This is a genomic window from Streptomyces goshikiensis (genome assembly GCF_014650555.1).
Taxonomy (GTDB): domain Bacteria; phylum Actinomycetota; class Actinomycetes; order Streptomycetales; family Streptomycetaceae; genus Streptomyces; species Streptomyces goshikiensis.
In genome coordinates, this window is record NZ_BMVE01000008.1 from 263,182 (window position 1) to 287,732 (window position 24,551).

Annotated in this window: 19 protein-coding genes; 10 read left to right on the top strand and 9 right to left on the bottom strand. The window is 73.4% G+C overall.

Annotated features, from left to right (window positions below; all coding sequences use genetic code 11):
- The first annotated feature begins 81 nt into the window (after positions 1 to 81).
- Entirely contained in the window at positions 82 to 1,164 is a 1,083-nt protein-coding gene (locus IE248_RS23785) for a YhgE/Pip domain-containing protein (protein WP_190031607.1), read from the top strand.
- 109 nt (positions 1,165 to 1,273) lie between these two features.
- Here IE248_RS23785 and IE248_RS23790 read toward each other — a convergent pair whose 3' ends face one another.
- A complete protein-coding gene (locus IE248_RS23790) occupies positions 1,274 to 2,926 on the bottom strand; it encodes an amidohydrolase (RefSeq protein ID WP_190031608.1) in 1,653 nt (550 codons plus the stop codon).
- Between the two features lie 38 nt (positions 2,927 to 2,964).
- Positions 2,965 to 4,380 carry a purine-cytosine permease family protein gene (locus IE248_RS23795; protein WP_190031609.1) on the bottom strand — a complete coding sequence of 472 codons (1,416 nt, stop codon included), beginning with the start codon at positions 4,378 to 4,380 and terminating at the stop codon, positions 2,965 to 2,967.
- 153 nt (positions 4,381 to 4,533) lie between these two features.
- Between IE248_RS23795 and IE248_RS23800 the strand changes: the two genes are divergently transcribed.
- A complete protein-coding gene (locus tag IE248_RS23800) occupies positions 4,534 to 5,139 on the top strand; it encodes a TetR/AcrR family transcriptional regulator (protein ID WP_190031610.1) in 606 nt (201 codons plus the stop codon).
- 108 nt (positions 5,140 to 5,247) lie between these two features.
- Here the strand turns inward: IE248_RS23800 and IE248_RS23805 are convergent, their stop codons facing one another.
- Positions 5,248 to 5,658 carry a hypothetical protein gene (locus IE248_RS23805; protein ID WP_190031611.1) on the bottom strand — a complete coding sequence of 137 codons (411 nt, stop codon included), beginning with the start codon at positions 5,656 to 5,658 and terminating at the stop codon, positions 5,248 to 5,250.
- Between the two features lie 169 nt (positions 5,659 to 5,827).
- On the opposite strand from IE248_RS23805, the gene IE248_RS23810 reads away from it, so the two are divergent.
- From IE248_RS23810 to IE248_RS23840, 7 genes are all read left to right on the top strand, one after another.
- Positions 5,828 to 6,730 (top strand): alpha/beta fold hydrolase, encoded by a 903-nt coding sequence (locus tag IE248_RS23810; RefSeq protein WP_073797183.1) that lies wholly within the window; start codon positions 5,828 to 5,830, stop codon positions 6,728 to 6,730.
- 207 nt (positions 6,731 to 6,937) lie between these two features.
- On the top strand, positions 6,938 to 7,102 hold the full coding sequence (fxsA, locus tag IE248_RS23815; protein WP_229895473.1) for an FxSxx-COOH cyclophane-containing RiPP peptide: 165 nt from the start codon (positions 6,938 to 6,940) through the stop codon (positions 7,100 to 7,102).
- Between the two features lie 28 nt (positions 7,103 to 7,130).
- Complete coding sequence (gene fxsBH, locus IE248_RS23820; protein WP_190031612.1) at positions 7,131 to 9,455, top strand: radical SAM/SPASM protein FxsBH, inactivated beta-hydroxylase extension form; 2,325 nt, start codon at positions 7,131 to 7,133, stop codon at positions 9,453 to 9,455.
- A complete protein-coding gene (locus IE248_RS23825) occupies positions 9,452 to 10,279 on the top strand; it encodes an AAC(3) family N-acetyltransferase (RefSeq protein WP_190031613.1) in 828 nt (275 codons plus the stop codon). The genes fxsBH and IE248_RS23825 overlap by 4 nt, the downstream gene beginning before the upstream one ends.
- Before the next feature lie 80 nt (positions 10,280 to 10,359).
- Positions 10,360 to 11,736, top strand: coding sequence for a TIR-like protein FxsC (locus tag IE248_RS23830; protein ID WP_229895474.1), 1,377 nt, complete (start codon positions 10,360 to 10,362; stop codon positions 11,734 to 11,736).
- Positions 11,720 to 15,700: an FxSxx-COOH system tetratricopeptide repeat protein gene (fxsT, locus tag IE248_RS23835; protein ID WP_190031614.1), complete on the top strand. Its 3,981-nt coding sequence runs from the start codon at positions 11,720 to 11,722 to the stop codon at positions 15,698 to 15,700. The genes IE248_RS23830 and fxsT overlap by 17 nt, the downstream gene beginning before the upstream one ends.
- An 86-nt stretch (positions 15,701 to 15,786) precedes the next feature.
- The gene (locus IE248_RS23840; protein WP_073797217.1) at positions 15,787 to 16,674 is read left to right on the top strand and encodes a DUF4231 domain-containing protein; all 888 of its coding nucleotides are present in this window, start codon (positions 15,787 to 15,789) and stop codon (positions 16,672 to 16,674) included.
- Between the two features lie 55 nt (positions 16,675 to 16,729).
- Here the strand turns inward: IE248_RS23840 and IE248_RS23845 are convergent, their stop codons facing one another.
- The 4 genes from IE248_RS23845 to IE248_RS23860 form a co-directional block, all read right to left on the bottom strand.
- Complete coding sequence (locus IE248_RS23845) at positions 16,730 to 17,209, bottom strand: hypothetical protein (protein WP_037797332.1); 480 nt, start codon at positions 17,207 to 17,209, stop codon at positions 16,730 to 16,732.
- Between the two features lie 110 nt (positions 17,210 to 17,319).
- On the bottom strand, positions 17,320 to 18,216 hold the full coding sequence (locus IE248_RS23850; protein WP_008743956.1) for a S1 family peptidase: 897 nt from the start codon (positions 18,214 to 18,216) through the stop codon (positions 17,320 to 17,322).
- Positions 18,217 to 18,384: 168 nt separating this feature from the next.
- Positions 18,385 to 19,200, bottom strand: coding sequence for a DUF1684 domain-containing protein (locus IE248_RS23855; RefSeq protein WP_190031615.1), 816 nt, complete (start codon positions 19,198 to 19,200; stop codon positions 18,385 to 18,387).
- A gap of 77 nt (positions 19,201 to 19,277) precedes the next feature.
- Positions 19,278 to 20,603, bottom strand: a complete 1,326-nt coding sequence (locus IE248_RS23860) for a DUF5685 family protein (RefSeq protein ID WP_190031616.1) — start codon at positions 20,601 to 20,603, stop codon at positions 19,278 to 19,280.
- A gap of 282 nt (positions 20,604 to 20,885) precedes the next feature.
- Between IE248_RS23860 and IE248_RS23865 the strand changes: the two genes are divergently transcribed.
- A complete protein-coding gene (locus IE248_RS23865; protein ID WP_008742692.1) occupies positions 20,886 to 21,347 on the top strand; it encodes a cell division protein SepF in 462 nt (153 codons plus the stop codon).
- 9 nt (positions 21,348 to 21,356) lie between these two features.
- On the opposite strand, the gene IE248_RS23870 is transcribed toward IE248_RS23865, so the two are convergent.
- Both IE248_RS23870 and IE248_RS23875 read right to left on the bottom strand, forming a co-directional pair.
- Positions 21,357 to 22,529, bottom strand: coding sequence for an acyl-CoA dehydrogenase family protein (locus IE248_RS23870; protein WP_073774814.1), 1,173 nt, complete (start codon positions 22,527 to 22,529; stop codon positions 21,357 to 21,359).
- Between the two features lie 157 nt (positions 22,530 to 22,686).
- Entirely contained in the window at positions 22,687 to 24,369 is a 1,683-nt protein-coding gene (locus IE248_RS23875) for an MFS transporter (RefSeq protein WP_373301596.1), read from the bottom strand.
- Between the last annotated feature and the right edge of the window lie 182 nt (positions 24,370 to 24,551).

A 24,551-nucleotide genomic window follows, 5' to 3' on the forward strand; every position in this document is an offset into this window, starting at 1 on the left:
TGTTCGAGTCGCAGCGGGGGCACTCAGCCGTTCGGACCGCCCCTGCTGCGGCTGCCGCGCCGTACGCCGAGCGTGTGAGACATGACCCAGCCCACCGACGCCCCGCCCGCCGGATTCCTCGCCGAACTCAAGGACGCCGTCACCACCCGGGCCGCCCTGCTGGTCCTCGGCGTGCTGGCGCTCCAGCTCGCCTTCATCGCCTCCTACGTGGGCGCCTTCCACGACCCCGAACCGAGCGAGATCCCCCTCGCCGTGACCGCCCCGGCCCCGGCGGCCGCCGCGCGTTCCGTGGAACAGCTCGACGCCCTCCCCGGCAAGCCCCTCGACGCCCACACCGTCCAGAACGAGGCGGCGGCGCGCGCACAGATCGGGAACCGCGAGGTGGACGGCGCGCTGATCATCGACCCCGCCGGCACCACCGACCGGCTGCTCGTCGCCAGCGGCGGCGGGGCCTCGCTCTCCCAGGCCCTCGCCGCGGTCGTCAGCCGGGTCGAGCAGTCCCAGGGCCGCGACCTGCGCATCACCGACGTGGTTCCGGCGGCCCCGGGGGACGCGCGCGCCCTGAGCGCGTTCTACCTGGTGGTCGGCTGGTGCGTGGGCGGCTACCTGTGCGCCGCGATCCTCGCGATCAGCGCCGGGGCCCGGCCCGCCAACCCCCACCGCGCCCTCATCCGGCTCGGCGTGCTGCTCGCGTACGCGGTCGTCGCCGGACTCCTCGGCACGGTGATCGCGGGGCCGGTCCTCGGCGCGCTGCCCGGCAGCGTCGCGGCCCTGTGGGGCCTCGGCACCCTGGTCGTCTTCTCGGTCGGCGCGATCACCCTGGCCTTCCAGGGCCTGGCGGGGGTGGTCGGCATCGGCCTGGCGATCCTGGTGGTGGTCGTCTTCGGCAACCCGAGCGCGGGCGGCGCCTACCCGTACCCGCTGCTGCCGCCGTTCTGGAAGGCCATCGGGCCCGCGCTGCCGCCGGGCGCGGGTACGTACGCCGCGCGCTCGATCGCGTACTTCCGGGGCAACGACGCGCTCGGCTCCTTCCTCGTCCTGGCCGGCTGGGCGGTCCTGGGCGCGGTCGCCACCGTCGCCTGCACGCTCTGGCGCCGGGACCGCGCGGCCGCGCCGCGCCCCGAACCCGGCGCGGCACCCGCCGGGGAACACCCGGGGGTGTGATCCCCCTTCACGAGCCACGGCCCCACCCCCGGAAGGGCGGGGCCGGGCGGATGGAGCCGGGAGGGCGGGGGGTCAGGGCGCCGGGGGGGGGGAGGGTGCGCGCAGGGGGTCAGGGCGCGCGGTGGACCACCTCGCCCGCCACCACCACCGTCTGCGCGACCGTGCCCGGGATGGATTCCACCGGCACCGCGAAGATGTCCCGGGACAGGACCACGAAGTCCGCCGCCTTCCCCACCGTCAGCGAACCCCGCTCCTCCTCCAGGAAGTTGGCGTAGGCCGAGCCCATCGTGTAGCCGTGCACCGCCGTCGCCACGTCCACCGTCTCGCCCGGCTGCCAGGCCGGCCCGCCGCCCAGCGGACGCCGCGTCACCGCCGTGTAGATGCCGATCATCGGGTCCATCTCGGCGACGTTCCAGTCGCTGGAGAACGCCAGCACCGCCCCCGCCCCGTGCAGGCTCCGCATCGGCCACGCCTTGTGCCAGCGGTCCTCGCCCACGTTCCGCGCCCAGTCCTGTCCCGGCCCCGCGATCTCCGGCGCGCAGTGCCTCGGCTGCATGCAGGCCACCACTCCCAGCTCCGGGAAGCGCGGCACGTCCGCCGGGTCGAGGCACTCCACGTGCACCACCTGGTGCCGCGCGTCGCGCGGGCCGTTGACCGCCCGCGCGTGCTCCACCGCGTCCAGCACGGTGCGGATCCCCCGGTCACCCGTCGCGTGGACGAAGCACTGGAAGCCCCGCGCGTCCAGCTTCGCCAGCAGTCCGGCGAACTCCTCCGCCGGGTAGAAGGTCTCGCCGCGGTGCGCCCCGCACCCGGTGTAGGGCTCCAGCAGCGCCGCCGTCCGCGGCTCGACCACGTCGTCGATGTACAGCTTCAGCGGGCCCACCCGCAGCCGGTCGCCGGCGAACCGCCGCGCCGCGTCGGCGAATGCGTCGAGGTCCGCGTCGCCCGTGCCGCGCGGGTGGAACAGCGCCGCGACGATCCTCGACCTCAGCCGCCCCTCCGCCCGGGCCCGCTCGAAGAGTTCCAGGTCGTCCAGGGAGTTCTGCGGCTCCACCACCGTCGTGATGCCGAAGCCGATCGCGTCGTCGAGGCTCTTGACGAGCCGCCCGTACTGCCGGTCGGGCGAGGCCCACGGCACGCCGAGGTCGCGCAGGGCGCGGTGGCCGTCCCGGGACAGCCCCTTGATCGCGAAGTCCTTGACGAAACCGGTGGGTTCGCCCGTCTCCGGATCGACGGCCGCCGTCCCGAAGGGCAGGTCGGTGCGGTCCCTGGAGACCCCCAGCCGCCGCATCGCGGCCGTGTTCAGCCACGCCGTGTGGACGTCGTACGAGAGCACGATCGCCGGGGTGTCCCCGGTGACCGGGTCGAGGTCGGCGGCGGCGGGCATCCGGCCGCCGGGTATCGCCGAGTAGTCGAAGGCCTCGGCCTCGATCCACTCGGCGCCGGGGTTGGCCTTCCGCCAGGCCAGGATCCGCTCGTGGATGCCCTCCAGGGTGCGGACCCCGGCCAGCTGGACGCAGGCGTCGTCGGAGCCGAGCCGGACGTGGTTGTGGGCGTCGACGAACCCGGGCAGCACCAGCCGGCCGCCCGCGTCGATCCGCTCGGTGTCGGGGCCGGCCCAGGCGGCGGCGCCGGAGTCCGGGCCGACCCAGACGATCAGGCCGTCGCGCACGGCGAGGGCCTCGGCCTCGGGGAGCGCGGGGTCGACGGTGTGGATCCGGGCTCCGGTGAGCAGCAGGTCGGCGGGGCGGGGGCTGGACATGGGGCGGTACTCCTGTGCGACAGAGGGGATACGGGAGATCAGACGGCGGGCGCGTACGCGGTGACCCGGCGGCGGGCCAGGGCCCAGTAGACGAGTCCTGCGACGACCGAACCGCCCAGCGTGAGGTCCGCGCCTCCGAGCGGCGCCACCAGCGGCCCGGTCCACAGCTCGGAGTCGCAGGTCAGGGCGGCGAAGGCCATGCCGGCGAGCAGCGCGGCCAGCCCGGCCGGGTGGTAGCCGGCCCGGTACCAGTAGCCGCCCGCGCGCCCGGCGTGCAGCGCGTCGGCGTCGTAGTGGCAGCGGCGCAGCAGCATGTCGGCGAGGAAGACGCCGCCCCAGGGCGCGAACACGATGATCAGCAGGGAGAGGAAGGAGAGCAGGGCGCTGGTGAAGTCGGTGAGGAACAGCGCGGCGAGCGATCCGGCGGCGGTCACGGCGGCGCTGATCACGATGGCCCGGGAGCGGCTCCACGGGATGCCGAGGACCTGGAGGTTCAGGCTGGAGGAGTAGAGCGTGATGATCGAGTTGGTGACGGAGCCGCCGAGGACGAGGGCGAGGAAGACCGGCTGGAACCAGCCGGGCAGCAGGCCCTCGGCGCCCGCGACGGCGTCGGTCATGTCGGTCTGGGTGGCGGCCGCGACGCCGGCGACGCCGAGGGCCACGGAGGAGAGGAAGCCGCCGAGGGCGCCGCTCCAGGTGATCGACTTCAGCGAGGTGGTCCGGGGCAGGTAGCGGGTGTAGTCGGCGGGCATCGGCAGGTACGAGAAGGGGCCGGCCAGCATGACGACGAAGGCGAGGCTCCAGCCGGACAGGCCGGGCGCGGCGGTCGCGGGGGCGCCGGTCTCGGCGCCGGGCAGGACGAAGACCAGCAGCGCGCCGAAGCCGACGGCGAGGAGGTAGGCCATCCAGCGTTCGGCGAACTGCACGGTGGCGTGGCCCCACATGGCGACGGCGAAGGTCAGCGCGAGGGTGATCAGCAGGGCGACGGCCCGGGTGGGGTTGCCGCCGTCGCCGAGGCCGAGTCCGGTGAGGAACACCTCCAGCGCCAGGGTGCCGACGACGGTGTTGACGATGGTGTAGCCGATGCTCACCACCCAGTTGAGGACGCCGGCCGGGAAGTTGCCGCGGACGCCGAACGCCGCGCGGGAGATGACCAGGGTGGCGGTGCCGGTGCGGATGCCGCCGAGTCCGGCGGCGCTGACGGCGAAGAAGGCGAGCCCGCTGATCACGACGACGGCGGTGGCCTGGAGGAAGGAGAGCCCGAAGGCGACGGCGAGGGCGCCGTTGATCACGTAGGTGAAGGTGAGGTTGGAGCCGAACCAGAGCCAGAAGAGGTCCTTGGCGCTGCCGTGCCGCTCGGCGTCGGGGATGGGGTCGATGCCGTGCGTCTCGACGCGGAACACCTCGTCGACGTCGGCCGTCGTCTCCTGCCGCGCCGTCTCCTGCTGTGTCATCGGCCGTGCCCCTGACCTTGGATCCAAGCCCTCACGGGATCTTGAATGGCGTTCTAAGTTCTTGAATGGCATTCAAGATGCGCCGCCGACCCGGGGCCCGTCAAGACCCTGTCCGGGATAAGGTCGGGACAGGAAGATCAGGAAGGCGGACCGGTGGCGGGAGCGGCACGGCGGCGCGACGGGCAGATCGCCCAGGAGCGGATGCTGGAAGAGGCCATGGCGGCGATCGCCGAGGACGGGCTGGCGGCACTGACCATGTCGGCGCTGGCCGAGCGGCTCGGCACCAGCGGCGGCCACATCCTGTACTACTTCGGCAGCAAGGACCGGCTGCTGCTGGAGGCGCTGCGCTGGAGCGAGGACCGGCTGACCGCCGAGCGCACCGAACTGCTGGGCCGGCGGGTCACCGCCCACCGCAAACTCGACCTGTTCCTCCAGCTGTACCTGCCGCGCGGCCCCCGCGACCCGCGCTGGACGCTGTGGATCGAGCTGTGGGCCCGTACGCCCTCCAACGAGCAACTGCGCACGGCCCAGCAGGACATCGACGGCGGCTGGCAGCGCGATCTGGAGGCCCTGCTGGCCAAGGGCGTGGACCAGGGCCGCTTCGACGCCGCCCTGGACGTCGGCGCGCGGGCGTCCGAGCTGCTCGCCCTGCTGGACGGGCTGAGCACCCGGGTGGTGCTGGGCCAGCGCGGCGCGGACCGCACCGAGGCCCTGGCCCGCGCCCGCACGGCGGCGGCCCTGCTGGTCCCCTGCCCCTGACGCCGAAAGCGCCCGCGCCGGAAAGGCGGGGCGCAGCGGGCACCCCCGCGACAAGGACGGCCCAGGCACACGTGCGGCACGCCCGCCCGGGCCCGGGCGGGGCCGGGGTCAGGCTTCGGGCCGGCTCGGGGATGCCGGGCGGCGGTCTCGGGTCACGGAGGTGGCCACGGCGCAGAGGGCCGAGGTGCCGATGAGGCTCCCCAGCGCGACCAGGCCCACGCCGATCACGAACAGGCCGCTGGAGTCGTCCGACCAGTCGTAGGCGGCGGCGAACGTCAGCCCGGCGGTGGTGGCGAGCACGGCGCCCGCGAACAGGCGCCGGGACGCGGCCCACCACACCGGTACCGCCACGGTCAGCACCAGCCCGATCACCTGCCAGGCCTCGTACGGCCCGGTGACCGAGCCGTCGGGGTGCACGTCGCGGTGCTGGTCCCAGCCCAGCCAGGCGGCCCACGCCGCGACCGGCACGAGAGCCAGCGACAGCAGCAAGAGAGCGGACTTCAGTGGTTTCCGGCGCATGACACAACCCTCCCGCCCACCCCCGCCCCGGGGGAGAGCACAGGTACTCACCTGCCCCCTGAGTACCGGCTCACGCCGGAACTCCGCGGTGAACGCGCCCTACCGCGCTCCTCCCCCCGGCGCGCACAATCACCGTGACGACCCGTGTCGACCGTGAGGGAGGGAGCGCGTGCGCGATCAGGTGCGCGCCGCGGACGGACGCGCTCTGACGGTGGAGCGCTGGGGCGACCCGGAGGGCAAGCCGGTCTTCCTGCTCCACGGCATGCCCGGCAGCCGGCTCGGCCCCGCCCCCCGGGGCATGGTCCTCTACCAGCGCCGGACCCAGCTCATCGCCTACGACCGGCCCGGTTACGGCGGCTCCGAGCGCCACCCGGGCCGCACCGTCGCCGACGTGGCCCAGGACGTGGCCTCGATCGCCGACGCCCTCGGCCTGGACACCTTCGCCGTGGCGGGCCGCTCCGGCGGCGCCCCCGGCGCCCTGGCCTGCGCCGCCCTGCTCCCGGACCGGGTCACCCGGACCGCCGCCCTGGTCCCGCTCGCCCCCCGGGACGCGGAGGACCTGGACTGGTTCGCCGGAATGGCCGCCTCGAACGTACGGGAGTACACCACCGCCTCCACCGACCCCGAGGAGCTCGCGGCCCGGCTGATCCCGCGCGCCGACGGCATCCGCAAGGACCCCGGGCGGCTGCTGGACGAGCTGCGCCGGGAGCTGACCGCGAACGACCGCATGATCGTCTCGGACTCGGGGCTGCGGTCGATGCTGCTGCGGAACTACCGGGAGGGGCTGCGCACCTCGGCGTGGGGGTGGATCGACGACGTCCTCGCGTTCAGCGGCCCCTGGGGCTTCGATCCCGCCGACATCCGCACCCCCGTCCTGATCTGGCACGGGGAACTGGACGTGTTCTCCCCCGTCGGCCACTCCCGCTGGCTGGGCCGCCGGATCCCGGGGGCGACCACCACCATCGACCCCCACGCCGCGCACTTCGCGGCGCTGCGCGCGCTGCCCGACGTACTGACCTGGCTGCTGCGTCCGCTGCCCGCCCCGCCCCTCGGCGAACAGCAGCCCGCCTGAGGGGCGTTAGGGAAATGGATCTTGCCTTCAGGCGAACGGCCGAATACGGCGCCGCGGAAATGCCCGGAGCTTCTCTTAGAACGCTTGACCAGGCGTCATGTCCCGGTTGCCAATGGGGTGCGGGCGAGTAAAGTCCACGCTTGACACCAGCATGCCGCTGGTGCCATTCACATGCCCATTCCACATGGCTTCCCCGAGGACGGTGTCGTGAACACTTCCGCAACCCCCCCGACCAGCACGGTCAAGGCCCGTCGGATCCCGCTCGCCCGGATCGACGTCCGCAGTGCCTCCGCCACCACGACGCTCGGCCGCGTGCTGCCGACGGAATCCGGCCGTTCGGTCCAGGCGCCGATCTTCAACTCCGCGCTCTGACCCGGAAGTACGGCTCTAGACTGGCGGAATGACCGGCCTGATCGCTTTTCGCGAGATCGTCCTGAAAGTTCACAGCAGATGCGATCTTGCTTGTGATCATTGCTACGTCTACGAACACGCAGATCAGAGCTGGCGAGGCCGGCCCAAAGTGATCTCCCCCGAGGTCGTCACCCACACCGCGTCACGACTCGCCGAGCATGCCCGTGACCATGCGCTCCCCTCCGTCACGGTGATTCTCCACGGAGGGGAACCCCTGTTGGCCGGGACCGCCCGGCTCCGGTTCGTCTGCGAGGAATTCACCCGGGCGCTCGCCGGAATCGCGGAACTCGATCTGCGCGTCCACACCAACGGACTTCAGCTCGGCCCCCGGTATCTCGACCTCTTCGCCGAATTCGGCGTCCGGGTCGGCGTCTCCCTCGACGGCGACCGCGCCGCCAACGACCGGCACCGCCGCTTCGCGGACGGCCGCACCAGCCACCCCCTGGTCCTCGCCGCCGTCGCGCTGCTCCGTTCGGAGCCCTACCGCCACCTCTACCAGGGCCTGCTCTGCACGGTGGACGTGGCCAACGACCCCGTCGCCGTCCTGGACGCCCTCGTCGAGCTGGAGCCGCCCCGGGTGGACTTCCTGCTCCCGCACGCCACCTGGGAGACCCCGCCGGCCCGGCCCGACGGCGCCCCCGACGCGTACGCGCGCTGGCTGCTGCGGGTCTTCGACCACTGGGAGCGGCGCGAGCGACCGGTGCCCGTACGGCTCTTCGAGTCCCTGCTCTCCACCCTGCGCGGCGGGCCCAGCCTGACCGAGTCCCTGGGCCTCGCCCCGACCGACCTCGTCGTGGTCGAGACGGACGGGACGCTGGAGCAGGTGGACTCCCTGAAGAGCGCCTTCGACGGGGCCGCGGCCACCGGGTTCAACGTCTTCGACCACGCGTTCGACCAGGTCGCGGCCCACCCGGGGGTACGGGCGCGGCAGCTGGGCCTGGCCGGGGTCAGCGACTCGTGCCGCCGCTGCCCCGTCGTACGCTCGTGCGGCGGCGGCCTCTACACGCACCGCTACCGCGCGGACAACGGCTTCGACAACCCCTCCGTGTACTGCGCCGACCTGCGCGAACTGGTCGACGGGGTGCAGGCCCGCACCGCGCCGCGCGAGAGCGCGCCGCAGCTCGCCGACCCCGCCGCGCTCGCCCGGTCCCAGGAGGAACTGACCCGGGTGCTGCTGGCCCGGCTGCACGAGGACCTGGCGGGCCACGCCGGCTGGGAGCGGGCCTGGGAGCTGCTGGCCGAGGTGGAGGAGCGCGCCGGGGCCGGCCGGGAGGAGGCCGCGGTCGCGGTGGACGCGGTGGTGGACCACCCGTTCACCCGGACCTGGGTGCTGGCGGCCCTGGACGCCGTCCGGGAACGCCGGAGCGGCGGCGCGGAGCGCGAGGACCCGGCCCGGGAGGCCGCGCGCAGGCTGGCCGCGCTGACCGCCTCGGCCGTGCTGCGCGGCGGGCTGGAGCTGCCGGCCGAGGTGGCGTACCGGGACGGCGAGGTGTACCTGCCGACGCTGGGGCTGCTGCGGCTCGGGGCGCCCGGCACCGACGGCCGGGCCGCGCTGCGCGCCACCGGCGAGGGGTACGCCGTACGGGACGGCCGCGCCGAGCACCGCTTCGGGCCCGGCGCCGGGGACGCCCGCTGGCTGCCCGTACGGACCTGGCCGCCCGGGCCGCCGGACGCGGCGCCGGGTGCGCCCGGTGCACCGGGTACGCCGGCGCCGCCGGTGGCGCTGGAGGACCTCGACCCGTACCGCAACTGCTTCGCCCGGCCGCCCCGGCTGCGGCTCGGGGCCGGCGAGGCCGAGGAGTGGCGGACCAGGCTGGACCGGGCCTGGGCGCTGCTGCACGAGACGGTCCCGGAGTTCGCCCGGGCCGCGCGGGCGGGGCTGACGACGCTGACCCCGCTCGCGGGCGGCCCGCGCTCGGCGGTCTGGGGCGAGGCCGGGCGGCACGGGCCGGGGGCGCTCGGGGTGCCGTACGCGGCGGGCGTGCGGGAGACGGCGCTCGCGCTGCTGACGGGGCGGCGGCGGGCCCGGCTGCGGGCGCTGACCGAGGTGACGGACCTGTACGCGCTCGACGGGGCCTGGCAGCACCCCTCGCCGTGGCGGGAGCGGCCGGTTCCGGTGTCCCGGCTGCTGGCCGACGTACACGAGCGGGTGGCGGTGGAGGCGTACCGGCGGGCCACCGCGGCGGCGGAGCCGGGCGGGGCGGACCGGATCCACCGGGCCCTGGACCGGCTGTCCGGGGCGGCCGAGCTGACCAGCACCGGCAAGCGGCTGGTGGAGGAACTCCGCTGGGAGCTCAAGGGGGTCGGCGCATGACTCCCCCGGCGCCGCCCGCGGCCCCACCGCCCGCCGAGACCCCGGCCGGGGTCCTCTCGCTCGCCGTCCAGTTGCGCCTGCTCGGCGTACGCCCCCGGGCGCGGCTCCTCGTGCACGCCTCCCTCGGCGGCACCGGCCTGCGGGCCACCGCCCTGCGCGACGCGCTCACCGGGGTCCTCGGGCCGCACGGCACCCTGCTGGTGCCGGCGTTCACCCCGGAGAACTCCACCACCTCCGGCGCCCACCTGGCGAGGATCGCCGGTCTGACCGAGGACGGGGTACGGGCCTTCCGCGAGCGGATGCCCGCCTTCGACCCGGCGCGCACCCCGAGCCAGGGGATGGGCGCCTTCGCGGAAACCGTCCGTACGACCCCCGGGGCGGCGCGCAGCGGGCATCCGCAGACCTCTTTCGCGGCGCTCGGGAAAGACGCGGAACGGCTGTGCGCGGGGCACCGGCTCGAAAGTCATCTGGGGGAGGAGTCGCCTCTGGGAAAGCTGTGCTGGGAGGGTGGCCAGGTACTCATGATCAATGTGGGATTTGCGGTCTGCACCGCTTTCCATCTCGCGGAGTATCGAATGCCGAAGCCCCCCTTGCGCATGTACGAGTGTGTGGTGAAGGTGAACGTTCCGGGAGCTCAGCGGGGGGAAGGATGGACCGCGTACGAGGACGTCGTGCTGGATGACGGCGATTTCGCGGAGATCGGCGGGGCGTTCCCGGAATCCCGGGTGCGCAGGGGGCGGGTGGGAGGGGTATCGGCCATGCTCTTCTCCCTCCCGGATGCCGTCGATCACGCGGTGGACTGGATGACCGAAAACAGATGCTGATTGACTGAACCATGAGGGGATGTGGCGAAGCAGCTCCGGAATGATGTTTCTTCGCTCGGCATCTTCGGGACGGGGGTCGTGTGCCCGCATCAGTACAGCCTTATTTTTTTCTCAGTTATGCGCATACGCCGAGATTCGGTGCCGGGGGGCCCGACCCCGACATGTGGGTCGAGCGCCTCTATCGCGATCTCTGCAGCCACGTCATGGCCCTGACCGACCTGCCCGCCGGATCCGACGCGGGTTTCATGGACCGGGAGATACGCAGCGGCGAGGGCTGGTCGGAACGGCTCGCGCAGGCGCTCGCCACCTGCCGGGTCTTCGTACCCCTGTTCTCGCCCCGGTACTTCGCCAGCGAGATGTGCGGGAAGGAGTGGTTCGCCTTCGCGCAGCGCGCCATCCAGCACGGCGCGATCAGCAACCAGCCGGCCGAGGCCATCGTGCCCGCCCTGTGGGTGCCGGTGCCGCCCTCCCAACTGCCGGGACCCGCCGAGCGGTTGCAGTTCAACCACAACACCTTCGGGGAGCGCTACGTCACCGACGGCCTGTACGGGCTGATCAAACTGCGCGGCTACGCCGAGCAGTACGAGCGGGCCGTGTACGAACTGGCCAAGCGCATCGTCCGGGTCGCCGAGAGCGTCCGCCTCGAATCGGTGCGCCCGGTGGACTACCGGGTGGTGCCGAGCGCCTTCGGGACGCCGAGCGGACCGGCCCGCACCCTCCACGTCACCGTGGCGGCGGCCTCCCGCCACGACCTGCCGGAGGGCCGCAGCCCCGAGTACTACGGGGAGAGCGCGCTGGACTGGAACCCGTACCACCCGACCTCGCAGCGGCCCATCGCCTACGTCGCCGAGGACCTGGTGCGCAACCTCAACTACCGCACCACCATGAGCTCCTTCGACGACGAGGCGGGCCACTTCGACGGCAAACAGCCGCCGACCCGGCCCGAGATCCTGCTCATCGACCGGTGGGCGGTGGACGACGAGCAGCGCCGCCAGCGGCTGGCCGCCTTCGACCAGGAGTCCCGGCCCTGGATCAACGTGGTGGTGCCGTGGAACCGCTACGACCACCAGAGCCGCGCCAGGGAGAACGAGCTGGCGCACCGGCTGGAGGACACCATGCCCGTCAAGATGAGCCAGGGCCGCGCCGCCTGCCGGGCCGCCGCCAACGGGGTGGCCAACATGGAGACCCTCGGGCAGATCCTGCCGCAGGTCGTGGAGGCGGCCGCCCAGCAGTTCCTCAGGCACGCCCAGGTGTACCCGCCGGCCGGCGGCACCCCCACCGAACGCCCGAGACTGCTCGGCCCGATGGGGATGAACGGGCCGCCCGCGCCGCCGCCCCGGGCCCCCTTCCCGCCCGACGCGGCCGGGAACGGCGCCACCGGCCCCGGCCACCGCGAACGCGATGCCACAGCCGACTACGACACCGACCGGGGGGACACGGATGACAGCGAGTCGTGACAGCAGCGGCCGTGACGGACGCATCGTCACCTTCTACTCGTACAAGGGCGGTACGGGCCGCACCATGGCCCTGGCCAACACCGCCTGGATCCTCGCCGCCAACGGCAAGCGGGTGCTCGCCGTGGACTGGGACCTGGAGGCCCCCGGCCTGCACCGGTTCTTCCACCCCTTCCTGGACCCCTCCACGCTCGGGGCCACCACCGGGGTCATCGACCTGATCAGCGAGTACGCCTGGGCCGCGACCAGCCCGGCGCGGCGCGCCGACGACTGGCACAAGGACTACGCGCGGATCCAGCCGCACGCGGTGTCCCTCACCCCCGAAACACTGGGCTGGGAGTTCCCCGACGGCGGCACCCTCGACTTCGTCTCAGCGGGCCGGCAGAACCGCGAGTACTCGGCGACCGTCTCCACCTTCGACTGGGACAACTTCTACGACCGCCTCGGCGGCGGCCTCTTCTTCGACGCCTTGCGCGCGGACATGAAGCGGAACTACGACTACGTCCTGATCGACAGCCGCACGGGCCTCTCCGACATCGCCGACATCTGCACCGTGCACCTCCCGGACGTCCTCGTGGACTGCTTCACCCTCTCCGACCAGTCCATCGACGGCGCCGCCGCCGTCGCCCGCCAGATCGACGAGCGGTTCGGCGACCGCGGCATCAAGATCTACCCGGTCCCGATGCGCATCGACGAGGGCGAGAAGGAGAAGGCCGACGCGGGCCGCGCCCTGGCCCGGATCAAGTTCGACCGCTTCCCGAGCGGCCTGGTGGGGGACGAGCTGACCTCGTACTGGGGCGCGGTGGAGATCCCGTACCGGCCGTACTACGCCTACGAGGAGACCCTGGCCACCTTCGGCGACGAGGCCGGGCTGACCAACTCGCTGCTGTCCGCCTTCGAGCGGCTCACCGCCGTGGTCACCGAGGGCGGGACCACCTCCATGCCGGCCATCCGGGAGGAGGTCCGGCTGCGGATCCGCGACGCGTTCACCCGGCGGCGCCCGGCACTGCCCGCCGACCTGTTCCTCTCCTACGTCGCCGAGAACCGGATGTGGGCCGACTGGATCGAGTCGGTGCTCACCCGGGCCGGTTTCCGCGTCGTCCCCAAGGACGTCTCCGCCGAGCGGCCCCCGGGCACCGCCCCCGGCGACACCCTGGGCGCGGGCCTCAGCATCGACACCGCCGCCCGGACCGTGGTGCTGCTCTCCAGCGCCTACCTCAAGTCGGCGCGGGCGGTGAACGTCTGGGAGCGGGCGGCCGCCGAGGACCCGACCGGGGGCCGGCGGCAGCTGGTGCCGCTGCGGGTGGGCGACGTACGCCTGTCCACGCCGTACATCGACCGGAACCCGGTGGACCTCTTCCGACTCGACGAGGTGCACGCCACCACCGCCCTGCTGCGCGCGGTCGAGCGGCCCATGGCGCTGCCGGACAGCGTCGCCAGCGCCTCGCACCCCGGGCCCCGGTTCCCCGGGACGGTGCCGAAGATCTGGAACGCCCCGCCCCGCAACCCGGGGTTCACCGGCCGCAGCATCGTGCTGGAGCGGATGCGCGACCAGCTCGGCGGCGGCATGGCCGTGGTGCTGCCGCAGCCGCAGACCCTGTACGGGCTCGGCGGCGTCGGCAAGACCCAGGTGGCGCTGGAGTACGTCCACCGGTTCATGGCGGACTACGACCTGGTGTGGTGGATCTCCTCGGAGCAGACCGACGACGTGGTCGCGGCCCTCGCGGAGCTGGCCGTACGGCTGGGCGCGCAGACCGGCGAGGACATGTCGGCGGCCTCGCAGGAGGCGATCGACCTGCTGCGGCGCGGGGTTCCCACCTCGCGGTGGCTGCTGGTCTTCGACAACGCCGACGATCCCGAGGCGCTCAAGCGGTTCTTCCCGCCGGGCGGCCCGGGCCACGTGCTGGTGACCTCCCGCAACCAGTCCTGGTCGCAGTACGGGGACGCGCTCCCGGTGGACGTGTTCCTGCGCGAGGAGTCCATCGAGCACCTCCAGCGCCGGGCCCCCGGGCTGACCAAGGACGACGCGGAGCAGGTGGCCGTAGCCGTGGGCGACCTGCCGCTCGCGGTCGAGCAGGCGGGCGCCTGGATCGCGGAGACGGCGACGCCGGTGTCGGAGTACCTGGAGCAACTGGCCCAGCAGGCCGCCCGCGTGCTGGGGCTGAACCAGCCGCCCGGGTACCCGGAGCCGGTGGCGGCGACCTGGAACGTGTCGATCGAGCGGCTCCAGTCCCGCTCCCCCGCCGCGGTCCGGCTGCTCCAGCTGTGCGCGTTCTTCGCGCCGGAGCCGATCTCGGCGAACCTCCTCTACAGCAAGGAGATGATCGACGCGCTCAAGCCGTACGACTCCTCGCTCCAGGAGAAGCTGGTGCTGGGCCGGGTGATCCGGGAGATCGGCCGGTTCGCCATGGCCAAGGTGGACCAGGTCGGCAACAGCATCCAGGTGCACCGGCTGGTGCAGGCGGTGATCCGGGCGCAGCTGTCCGAGGAGGAGCAGCGCGAGGCCCGGCACGCGGTGCACCGGATCCTGGCGGGAGCCCGGCCGGACGACGACGAGCCCATAGACAATCCGGAGACCTGGCCGCGGTTCAACACGATCTGGCCGCACCTGTCGCCCTCCGAGGCCCGGTTCTGCCGGGAGCCGGAGACCCGCCGGCTGATGATCGACCGGGTCCGCTACCTGTGGAAGCGCGGTGACTTCAAGGCCGCGTACGCGCTGGGCGAGGAGCTGCGCGAGACCTGGAAGGAGACCCTCGGCAACGACGACCTCCAGTACCTGTACCTGCGCTTCCACCTCTCCAACATCCTGCGCTCGCAGGGCCGGTTCGTGGAGGCGAAGGAGCTGGACGAGGTCACGCTGGAGCGGCAGCGCGCCGCGCTCGGCCCCTCGCACCCGCACACGTACATGACCACCAGCGGTCTGGCGATGGACCTGGGCGCGCTCGGCCGGTACGGGGAGGCGATGGACCTGGCGAAGGCGGCGCACGAGGGCTTCGGCCAGATCTTCCACGAGGCGCACCCGCGCACCCTGGCCGCCGCGAACAACCTGGCGCTGAACCTGCGGATGGTCGGGCAGTACGCGCGGGCCCGGGAGATCGACCAGGAGGTCTTCGACCGGCGGACCGAGGTGCTGGGCCCGGACCATCCGTACACCCTGTCCTCGGCGCAGAACCTGGCGCGCGACCTGCGCGAGGTCGGCCGGTACGACGATTCGGTGCAGTTGCTGAGCCGGACGTACGAGATCTACAAGCGGCAGCTGGGCCGGGCCTTCCCGGGGACGCTGTCGGCGGCGAAGAACCTGGCGGTCTCGCTGCGGCGGGCGGGCGACCTGGAGGACGCGCTGCGGCTGACCACGGCGACCCGCAACCGCTACCGGGCCAAGTACACCTCGGTCAATCCGGACCTGCTGGCCTGCGAGCTGAACCTGGCGGCGGACCTGTTCGCGACCGGGGACCCGGGCGGGGCGCGGGACCTGGCGCAGGAGGTGGTGGACGAGTACGTGACGGTGCCGGGCGAGCGGCACCCGTACACCCTGGCCGCGGTGAACAACCTGGCGGTCTTCCACTGGGGCACGGGGGCGGCGGAGACGGCCGAGACGATGCTGCGGCAGACCATCGGGTACATGCAGGAGGTACTGGGCGACCACCACCCGCACACCATCTTCGCCCACCTGAACCTGGCCAACGCCCTGGCCGACCAGGGTGATCCCGAGGGCTCCCTGGAGCTGGAGCGGGCGGCGGTGACGCGGCTGCGCGAGGCGCTCGGGGCGCATCACCCGGAGACCCTGGCGAGCGCCTCCAACATGGCGGTCAGCCTGGACGCGATGGGCCGCAAGGAGGAGGCGGCCCGGGTCCGCGCGGACGCCGTCGCGGAACTGACGCGGCTGCTGGGCGAGGACCACGGCCTGACCCGATACGCCCGCGACGAGCGACGGGTCCACCGTGACCTGGAGCCGCTGGCGGTGTGATCCGACCGCGGGCGGCGGGGCGACGAGGAGCCCCGCCGCCCGCATCCACCCGACAGCAGACTGGGGGGTTCGCTGTGACCGACAGCATGACCTTTCGACATGAGGACCTGCCGGCCCTCTTCCACCACACCGACCGGGCGGCGATCTCCCGGCAGCGGGAGTCCGTCCAGGCCACGCGCGCCCAGTTGCTGCTGCTCGTGGCGGCCGCCGGGGCGGCCACCTTGACCTCGGCGTCCGCGGCGGGCCCGCCGCGCGTGTTCGCGGCGCTGAGCGCGCTCGCGTACGCGGGGGTGCTGGTCGTGGGCGTACGGGCGACCAGGCGGCGGGCCCGCCCGCAGTGGCAGCTCAACCGCAGCGCGGCCGAGTTCATCAAGTCCCTGGCCTGGCGGTACGCCGTGCACGGGGCGCCGTTCGGCAGCGAGGTCGCGGACCCGCGGGCCACGTACCGGACGCGGCTGGAGAAGGGGCTGGACGAGCTCCGCAAGATGGGCTGGGAGGATCCGCGGACGGCGGGCCTGGTCCCGGAGGGCGGGGAGGTCACCGGTGCGATGGAGCGGCTGCGCGGGATGGGCTACCAGGCGCGGCGCGAGACGTACGTACGGGACCGGCTGATCGAGCAGCGCGACTGGTACCGGCGCAAGACGGAGGTGTCGCGGCGGGCCACGTCGCTGTGGTCGTGGACGATCGTGCTGCTGACCTGCCTGGGCCTGCTGCTCGCCCTGTCGGGGCTGTGGGTGGACGCGGGGGTGCCGGGGCTGCTGAGTTCGGCGGCGGCGGCCGCGATCGCCTGGAACGAGGTGCGGCGCCACCATCCGCTGATCGAGGCGCACACCCTGATCGAGCAGGACCTGGCGGCGATGATGGTCGTGATGCAGACGACGATCACCGAGGTCTCGTGGCCGACCGCGGTGTACGAGACGGAGCGCTACGTCTCGCCCCAGCACACGGACTGGCTGGCCCGGCACAGCAGCTGACGGCCCGGCGGCCCGGGGGCCGACGGCTGCCGGGGCGGCGGCGGACGGGCGTGGCTCAGTCGCGGGCCGCGCCCTCGCGCCAGACGACGGTGACCGGCTTGCCGAGGGCGCGCGCGTAGGCGACGATCTCGGCGGTGCCGCCGTGGCCGCGGGCGGGCAGGCCGTCCCAGACGGCGACGAGCCGGTCGCAGGAGTCGGCGATGTAGGTGCCGGCGGCGTAGTAGGCCTCGTCCGTGGAGCGGGCGAAGGCCAGCCGGATCTCCTGGGAGGCGCGCCCCTTGAGCCGCCGGTAGCCGGCCAGGGCCCCGGGGTCCTCGAAGCGGTCCTCGTAGTCCCCGCTGGGGATGACCACGGTGAGGTCGGCGCCGCATTCGAGTGCGATCGCGGCGAAGAGCTGGTCCGCTCCCTCGGCCAGGCTGGAGAGGGCTTCCAGCGGTCCCTCGTGCTCCCGCAGTACGGCCCGCAGACCGTCCCGCACATGGCCGAGCGCCTCGTCGGGAATCGACCGGTGTCCGGTCACGCCGATGCGTTTCATACGGAACCTGCCCCCCTGGACACGGACGCCCTGGACATCCTCCCAGAAGGCGGGAGGACGTCCAGGGGTGCGACGGGGGCGCGCGGAGCGGACGCCCGCGCGGTGCCCGGTCAGTAGACGCTGACTCCGTAGGCGCTCAGGGCTTCGACGACGGGCTGGAAGAAGGTGGTCCCGCCCGAGGAGCAGTTGCCGCTGCCGCCCGAGGTCAGGCCGACCGCGCGGGCGCCGGAGTAGAGCGGGCCGCCGCTGTCTCCGGGTTCGGCGCAGACGTTGGTGCGGATCATGCCGTAGACGATGTCGCCGCCGCCGTAGTTGACGGTGGCGTTGAGGCCGGTGACGGTGCCGCTGTGGATCCCGGTGGTGGAGCCGCGGCGGCTGACGGACATGTTGAGGGTGGGGTCGACGGCGCTGGTGATGTCCTGGCTGCCGACGGTGCCGGGCGGCACCGGTGTGTTGCTCGCGTACTTGACGAGGCCGTAGTCATTGGTCGGGAAGCTGGATCCGACGGTGCTGCCGACGACGGCGGTGCGGGCGGAGTCGCTCCACCAGGTGCCCGCGCCGTCGGTGCAGTGCCCGGCGGTCAGCGCGTAGTAGGTGCTGCCGCTGCGTACGTTGAAGCCGAGGGAGCAGCGCCAGCTGGTCGCGTAGATGGCGTCGCCGCCGGAGACGAGCTTGGTCAGCTTGCCGGGGATGCGCTCGATGCGCAGGGCGGCGGCGTCGGCCCCGGCCTCGCGTCTGATCTTCGCGAGGGACGCCTCGCTGACGGTGGAGTCGGCGGAGACCACGAGGGTTCCGGTGGCGGGGTCGGTGTGCCAGGCGGTGCCGCCGACGTCGGCGCGCAGGACGGAGGCGCCGGCCGAGGCGAGCCGGGCGGCGCTGAATCCGGGGTCCTGGCCGTCGCGGGGGCCGTCCGCGCTCGCCGCGGTGGGCGCGGCGAGGGCCGCGGCGGCGGCCAGGCCGGTGGCCACCGCGAGCAGCCTGGTACGGGTGATGCGCTTGATCCTCACTTCTCGTCCTCCCGGGAGGGATCGGGGGCCCGGCGAACGTGGGGGTGCCGGAGCCCGTGAGGCGCGGTCGGGGGCACGGCGGGCGCATGGGCTCGGGTCGTGCTCCTGACGCGCCCCTGACAATTTCCTGGCCAGCCCTCGACAAGCACTGTCGGGAGTGTCCTGGCGTCAGTTACCGGTCGCAAGGGCGTCTTTCAGCCGTCGCTCGCCCGCCGCGACCTCGAAGGGCAGGGTGTTCCCGGGCGGCGGGAACGGGCAGATGAAGTGGTCGGCGAAGGCACAGGGCGGCAGCACGGCCCGGTTGAAGTCGACGTCGACCGCGCCCCCGGCATCGGGGACGCCGGGCCTCAGGAACCGGAAGCGGTAGCTGGAGCGGCCGCCGGTGGCATCGCCGAAGACGGCCCAGAGACTGCCGTCGTCCTCGTCCACGGCCATCTGGAGGGTGTGTTCGGCGCCCGCGTGGACGAAGCTCAGCTCGCCGCCGAGGTCCAGTCCGCGCGCCCGTCCGTCGACGTTCTCCACCCGCACGGTCCGGTCCTCGCCGTACGGGCGGAACCGGCCCGGCAGCCTGAAGTCCGGGTCGTACGGGGTGGCCTCGATGCCGGCGAAGGCGGCCCGCGCCGGGGAGCCGGGGTCGAAGACCCGTACCGCCCACTCCCCTTCACGGCGCAGCACGACGAGCCGCGCCTCCCCGGCGGTGAGCCGGGACCGCGCGGGCGGACCCTCGTCGGCGGCGAGTATGGCCTCTCCGGCGAAGGGCTTCCCGTCGAGGGCGATGCCGTCCGAGGGGGCCGCCGAGAGCTCCATCGCGTCACCGGCGGCGCGCCAGTTCCCCGGAGCGGCCGGAATTCGACCGTCCGGGAAGTCGGCGAGCCAGAAGGTTCCGGTCAGCGCGAGGGGGCCGTAGGGGGCGGACACGGTGGCCACCCGGTGCTCGTGCCAGGTCCGCCAGGCGGCGTGCGGGTCGTGCGCGTCATCGTTCATGCCGCTCAAGCCTTCCACGCCCGCCCGGACGGGAACCACCCCGTACGCCGTCCGGGCGCGCGGAATCTGAGAGGGCCTCAGCTACAGCCGCAGTCGCACCCGTCGCAGCCGTCACAGCAGCAGCCGTCACAGTTGCAGCAGCCGTCACAGCCGCCGCAGCCGGGATCGCCGCAGTCGCTGCACGCGTCGCACCACGGGTCCCGCTTCTTGCGGGACCACGGGCCGTCGTGATCGGTGCAGCAGAGCTGGCAGGTGCAGAAGAGCCCGAGGGCGACGGCGCAGCCGGCGAGCAGCCCGCGGCGCGGCTTCTGCGGCGGCAGCCCGCCACCGCCGTGCCCGCCGGAGCCACCGGGACCGCCCGGGCCCATGGGCGGCGGCAGCCCCGGGCCGCCGGGGGCGAGCGGGGCGGCGGGGCCGTAGGGCTGGTGACCGTAGGGCCCCTGGGCGCCGCCGTACGGACCGGCGCCCGTGCCCGCGCCGGGGGCGCCGTAGCCCTGGGGCGGGGCGCCGTAACCCCCTGCCGAGTCCGTGACGGTGTGCCCGCAGGCGCTGGTCCCGAAGGCCCGGTCCACCGAGGTCCGCAGCTCGTGGACGAGCAGCCGGTGCGCCAGCCCCGCGTCCGCGAACTCCACCTCGCGCAGCGCCAGCCGGATGCCCCGCAGGGCGTCGTCACACAGCCGGCGCGCCTCGGCGAGGGAGGTCCCGGTGGCCGTGAGCGGGTTCCAGGCGCCCGCCGCGGCGTCGGCGGCCTGGTCCTCGACGGCGTCGAGCAGGTGCGCGAGCCGCCCGAAGTAGCGGCCCGCCTCGGCGAGCGGGGCGGCGTTGCCTGGCCGTCCCGCGAGGACCGCGGTATGCGCGAAGGCGGCGGCCGTCGCGGTCTCCGTCGGCTCGGTCACCACGAGCACGGGGGTGCCGGGCCCTGCCAGGGTCTCGATGCCGCCCTGCCGGTCGACGGCGTCCACCAGCACCGCCGTGTCGAAGCCGAGCGAGGCCCCGGTACGGGCGCCGGCCCGGTCCCAGCCCCGGGCCACCTTGCGCGCGGCGGCGGCGATCGGGGCCCGGGCCAACAGCCCGTCCCGGTCGGCCACGTGGTCCCGCACCTTCGCGGAGGCCAGCACCAGCGAGACGGCGGCCGCGAGCCGGGCCCCCTCGCCGTTGGCCACGGGGGCGGTGCGCATCCCGCGCAGCGGGCAGGGCCCGGCGGTGCGCCGGGCGCCGGGAGCGGGACCGGACTGAGCCTCCGTCAGAACGGAGACCAGCAGCCCGTCATAGTTGGTGACGATCCGGGCGAATTGCCCGTGGTCACCGCGAAGTGCCAGGCAGAGACCGCAGAGATGGGCCATCCACTCTGTCTTGAAACGCTCGCCCAGGCGGTGCGTGCAGGGCCTGACGATGCCGAACAATGCGTTCCCCCGTGTGTCATACGCGTACGTGCGGGGCATCGTATCCAGCCGGTTCGTTCACCCGTACGCCCGCACCGCTCACCCGCACGGCGGCGGCGGTCGTATTTTCACTCAGTCAGCAGCGGTAGCCGCCGGGAACCTCGGCCGTGCAACGGATGTTCTGCACCAGTACCGTCACGAAACCCCTGCGCGGCGGCTATCCACTTGGCGCGTTGTCAGCATCATGGACGACCATAGGGGCAGCTGAGAGAAGAAGACTGACCGCGGTGAAGGGAGGCGTCCATGGGTTCGGTGCGCAAGGCGAGTGCCTGGTTGGGTCTCGTGGAGGACAGCGACGACGATCGGTACTACGACGACGACTACGCGGAGGCGGTGGAGCGGCAGCACGGCGGGTCGGTCTCCGGCCCCGGCGACCAGTGGGTCACCGACCCCCGGGTCAAGGTGGCCTCCGAGTCGGCGGTCGAGCAGGGCCGGCGGATCGCGACCGTCACCCCGGACGGTTTCCGTGACGCGCGCGGCATCGGCGAGCTGTTCCGCGAGGGCGTTCCGGTCATCGTCAACCTGTCGTCGATGGACCCGGGTGACGCCAAGCGCGTCGTCGACTTCGCCGCCGGTCTGACTTTCGGCCTGCGCGGCTCGATCGAGCGGGTGGCGACCAGGGTCTTCCTGCTGACCCCGGCCGACACCCAGATCGTGAGCGGCGAGCCCGCCGGCCGCTCGCGCGACTTCTTCAACCAGAGCTGAGCCGGGCCCTCACCGGAAGGCGTCGAGCCCGGTGAGCGCCTTGCCCAGCACCAATTGGTGCATCTCGACGGTGCCCTCGTAGGTGAGGACCGATTCGAGGTTGGTGGCGTGCCGCATGACGGGGTATTCGAGCGAGATCCCGTTGGCTCCCAGGACGGTCCGCGCGGTACGGCAGATCTCGATGGCCTCGCGGACGTTGTTGAGCTTGCCGAAACTGATCTGTTCGGGCCGCAGCGTGCCCGCGTCCATCCGCCGTCCCAGGTGGTGGGCGAGCAGGATCCCCTTGTGGAGCTCCAGCGCCATGTCCGCCAGCTTGGCCTGGGTGAGCTGGAAGCCGCCGATCGGCTTCCCGAACTGCTCCCGCGTCCTCGCGTAGTCGAGCGCGGACTCGAAACTGGCGCGCGCCGCGCCCATGGATCCCCAGATGATCCCGTACCGCGCGTGGCTGAGACAGCCGAGCGGCCCCTTCAGCCCGGTGACACCGGGGAGCACCGCGTCGGCGGGCAGCCGTACGTCGTCCATCACCAGCTCGCTGGTCACCGAGGCGCGCAGCGACCACTTGTGCTTGATCTCCGGCGCGGAGAAGCCGGCGCTGTCGGTCGGCACGGCGAACCCGCGGATGCCCTCGTCGGTCTGCGCCCAGACGACGGCGACCGCCGCGACGCTTCCGTTGGTGATCCACATCTTGCGGCCGGTCAGCACCCAGTCGGTGCCGTCGCGCTTCGCGTACGTGCGCATCGCCGCCGGGTCGGAGCCGACGTCGGGCTCGGTCAGGCCGAAGCAGCCGATCAGTTCACCGGCCGCCATGCCGGGGAGCCAGCGCTGCTTCTGCTCCTCGGAGCCGTACTTCCAGATCGCGTACATCGCGAGGGAGCCCTGGACGGAGACCAGCGAGCGGATCCCGGAGTCGGCGGCCTCCAGCTCCAGGCAGGCCAGGCCGTACTGCACGGCGCTGGCGCCGGCGCAGCCGTAGCCCGTGAGGGACATCCCGAGCGCGCCGATCGAGCCGAGCTCGCGGGCGAGGTCCCGGATGCCGGGGAGTTCGCCGTTCTCGTACCACTCGGCGATGTGCGGCAGCACCCGGTCGGCGGCCCAGCCGCGGACGGTGTCGCGCACGGCGCGGTCCTCGTCGGTGAGGAGCTCGTCGAGGCCGAGCGGATCGGTGGGCAGGAACGGTGACACGGGGCCTCCCGGCGGCCTGAGTCGTTACCTAGCAGTGCAAGTCTGGCACCGCCCGCCCGACGCTAGACGCCGCCCCTCCCCCGATCAACCCCCACCCGAATCCAGCCCCGCCGGCGTGTGAGGCGCGGGATCCGGGGCGGAGCCCCGGCGGCGGCGCTCAGGCCACTCGCCCCGAGGAAGCCGGGCACGGCTCACCGGCGGTCTGCGCCGGCACCCACGCCTCGGCCTCGGCACCGTCACCGCCGGAGGCCTCGCCCCCGCACTCCATGACCTTCGGCAGCTTCAGCGCCATCACCGCCCCCGCCAGCAGCAGACCCGCGCTGACCAGCAGCGTCACGTGCAGCCCGTGGACGAACGCGTGCCGCGCCGCCGCGTGCAGGGCCGCCCCGGCGGGGCCGCCGAGCTGCGCCGCGATCTGGTAGGCCTCGCCGAGCGAGTGGGCCGCACCCGCCGCGTCCCGTTCCGAAACCCCCGGCACCCCCACGAGCCCCGGCGCGTACGCCGCGTTCATGACGCTGCCGAGCAGCGCGATGCCCATGCCCGCGCCCAGCTGGTACGAGGTCTCGCCGATCGAGGCCGCACCGCCCGCCGTGGCCGCCGGGGCCTCGCTCAGCATCGACTCGTAGGCCGCGAACAGCGTGGTCTGGAGGCCGAAGCCGAGCAGGATGAACCCCACGGTGAGCAGCGCCGGCCGGTCCTGCTGCCCCATCAGCGTCAGCAGCAGCACCGCGAGGGCCGTCAGCACGAAGCCGCCGGACACCATCGTGCGCGGCCCGATCCGGGCGAGCGTGTACGAGCCGGTGGCGCCGGCGGCCATGGCGGCGAAGGTGAGCGGCAGCAGCCGCAGCCCCGTCTCCAGCGGGCTCAGCCGCAGCACCAGCTGGAGGTACTGGACGGCTATGAGCTCCAGTCCGACCAGGGCCAGCATGGCGAGCACGATGCAGCCGACGGACGTCGAGAAGGCGGCCCGCGAGAACAGCCGCATGTCGATCAGCGGGTGCGTGCGCCGCCGCTGCCGCCGGACGAACAGCACCAGCAGCGTCGCCCCGAGCAGCAGCGGGACCAGCGCCCCGGCGTCGGCGAGGTGCCGCTCAGCCCCGATCCGCTTGATCCCGAGGACCGCGCCGAGCACGCCGGCGGCGGCCATGAACGCGCCGAGCACGTCCCACGGGCCGTCGCAGGAGCCCTTCGACTCGGGCAGCAGCCAGCGGCCCAGCGGCAGGATCAGCGCCATGAGCGGGATGTTGATGAGGAAGACGGAGCCCCACCAGAAGTGCTCGACGAGGAAGCCGCCGAGTACGGGCCCGCTGGCGGCCCCGACGGCGGCTACGGCCGTCCATATGCCGATGGCGAGTGCCCGCTCGCGCCGGTCGGGGAAGACCTGGCGCAGTATCGACAGCGTGGCGGGCATGATCATCGCGCCGCCGATGCCGAGCAGGGCGCGGGCCGCGATCAGCACCTGCGCGCTGTCGGCGAGGGCGGCGATCGCGGAGGCGACGCCGAAGAGCCCGTAGCCGAGGAGCAGGATCCGGCGGCGGCCCACCCGGTCCCCGAGGGTGCCGAACAGGATCAGCAGCGCGGCGCAGACCAGCGGGTAGGCGTCGACGATCCAGAGGAGTTCCATCGGGCCGGGGCGCAGGTCCTCGGTGACGGAGGGGACGGCCACGTGCAGGATCGTCGCGTCGAGCGCGACGAGGACGAGGCTGACGCAGAGGACGGCGAGGACGAACCAGCGGTTGGCGCCGCCGGAGGCAGCGCTCATCCGCTGCCGGAGAGAAGGGGCCGGGTGGCCGTCGGCGCTGCCGACGGACCTGTGGCCGGCCGCGTTCGTCTCCGACATGCATGTACCTCCCGGGGTGAGCCCTCGTACTCGGTGGACCAGCGTCTTGCGGAGCCGCTGTGGGTGGTGCGCGGTGCGGCGTCCTACGGGGTCCGGCGTCGACGTGCGAGTGAACGGTCAGCGTACGCGAGTTCGTGAGCGCCTCACGTGGTCAAGCTCTCATCCCGACGGCGGTCGCCGTG

Bases quoted from the DNA above. Each gene is read 5' to 3' on its own strand.
- fxsBH (WP_190031612.1), top strand. From the start codon at position 7,131: ATGACCGGCCTGATCGCTTTTCGCGAGATCGTCCTGAAAGTTCACAGC.
- fxsT (WP_190031614.1), top strand. From the start codon at position 11,720: ATGACAGCGAGTCGTGACAGCAGCGGCCGTGACGGACGCATCGTCACC.
- IE248_RS23825 (WP_190031613.1), top strand. From the start codon at position 9,452: ATGACTCCCCCGGCGCCGCCCGCGGCCCCACCGCCCGCCGAGACCCCG.
- IE248_RS23840 (WP_073797217.1), top strand. From the start codon at position 15,787: ATGACCTTTCGACATGAGGACCTGCCGGCCCTCTTCCACCACACCGAC.
- IE248_RS23795 (WP_190031609.1), bottom strand. From the start codon at position 4,380: ATGACACAGCAGGAGACGGCGCGGCAGGAGACGACGGCCGACGTCGAC.
- IE248_RS23805 (WP_190031611.1), bottom strand. From the start codon at position 5,658: ATGCGCCGGAAACCACTGAAGTCCGCTCTCTTGCTGCTGTCGCTGGCT.
- IE248_RS23865 (WP_008742692.1), top strand. From the start codon at position 20,886: ATGGGTTCGGTGCGCAAGGCGAGTGCCTGGTTGGGTCTCGTGGAGGAC.
- IE248_RS23855 (WP_190031615.1), bottom strand. From the start codon at position 19,200: ATGAACGATGACGCGCACGACCCGCACGCCGCCTGGCGGACCTGGCAC.
- IE248_RS23785 (WP_190031607.1), top strand. From the start codon at position 82: ATGACCCAGCCCACCGACGCCCCGCCCGCCGGATTCCTCGCCGAACTC.
- IE248_RS23845 (WP_037797332.1), bottom strand. From the start codon at position 17,209: ATGAAACGCATCGGCGTGACCGGACACCGGTCGATTCCCGACGAGGCG.
- IE248_RS23790 (WP_190031608.1), bottom strand. From the start codon at position 2,926: ATGTCCAGCCCCCGCCCCGCCGACCTGCTGCTCACCGGAGCCCGGATC.
- IE248_RS23875 (WP_373301596.1), bottom strand. From the start codon at position 24,369: ATGTCGGAGACGAACGCGGCCGGCCACAGGTCCGTCGGCAGCGCCGAC.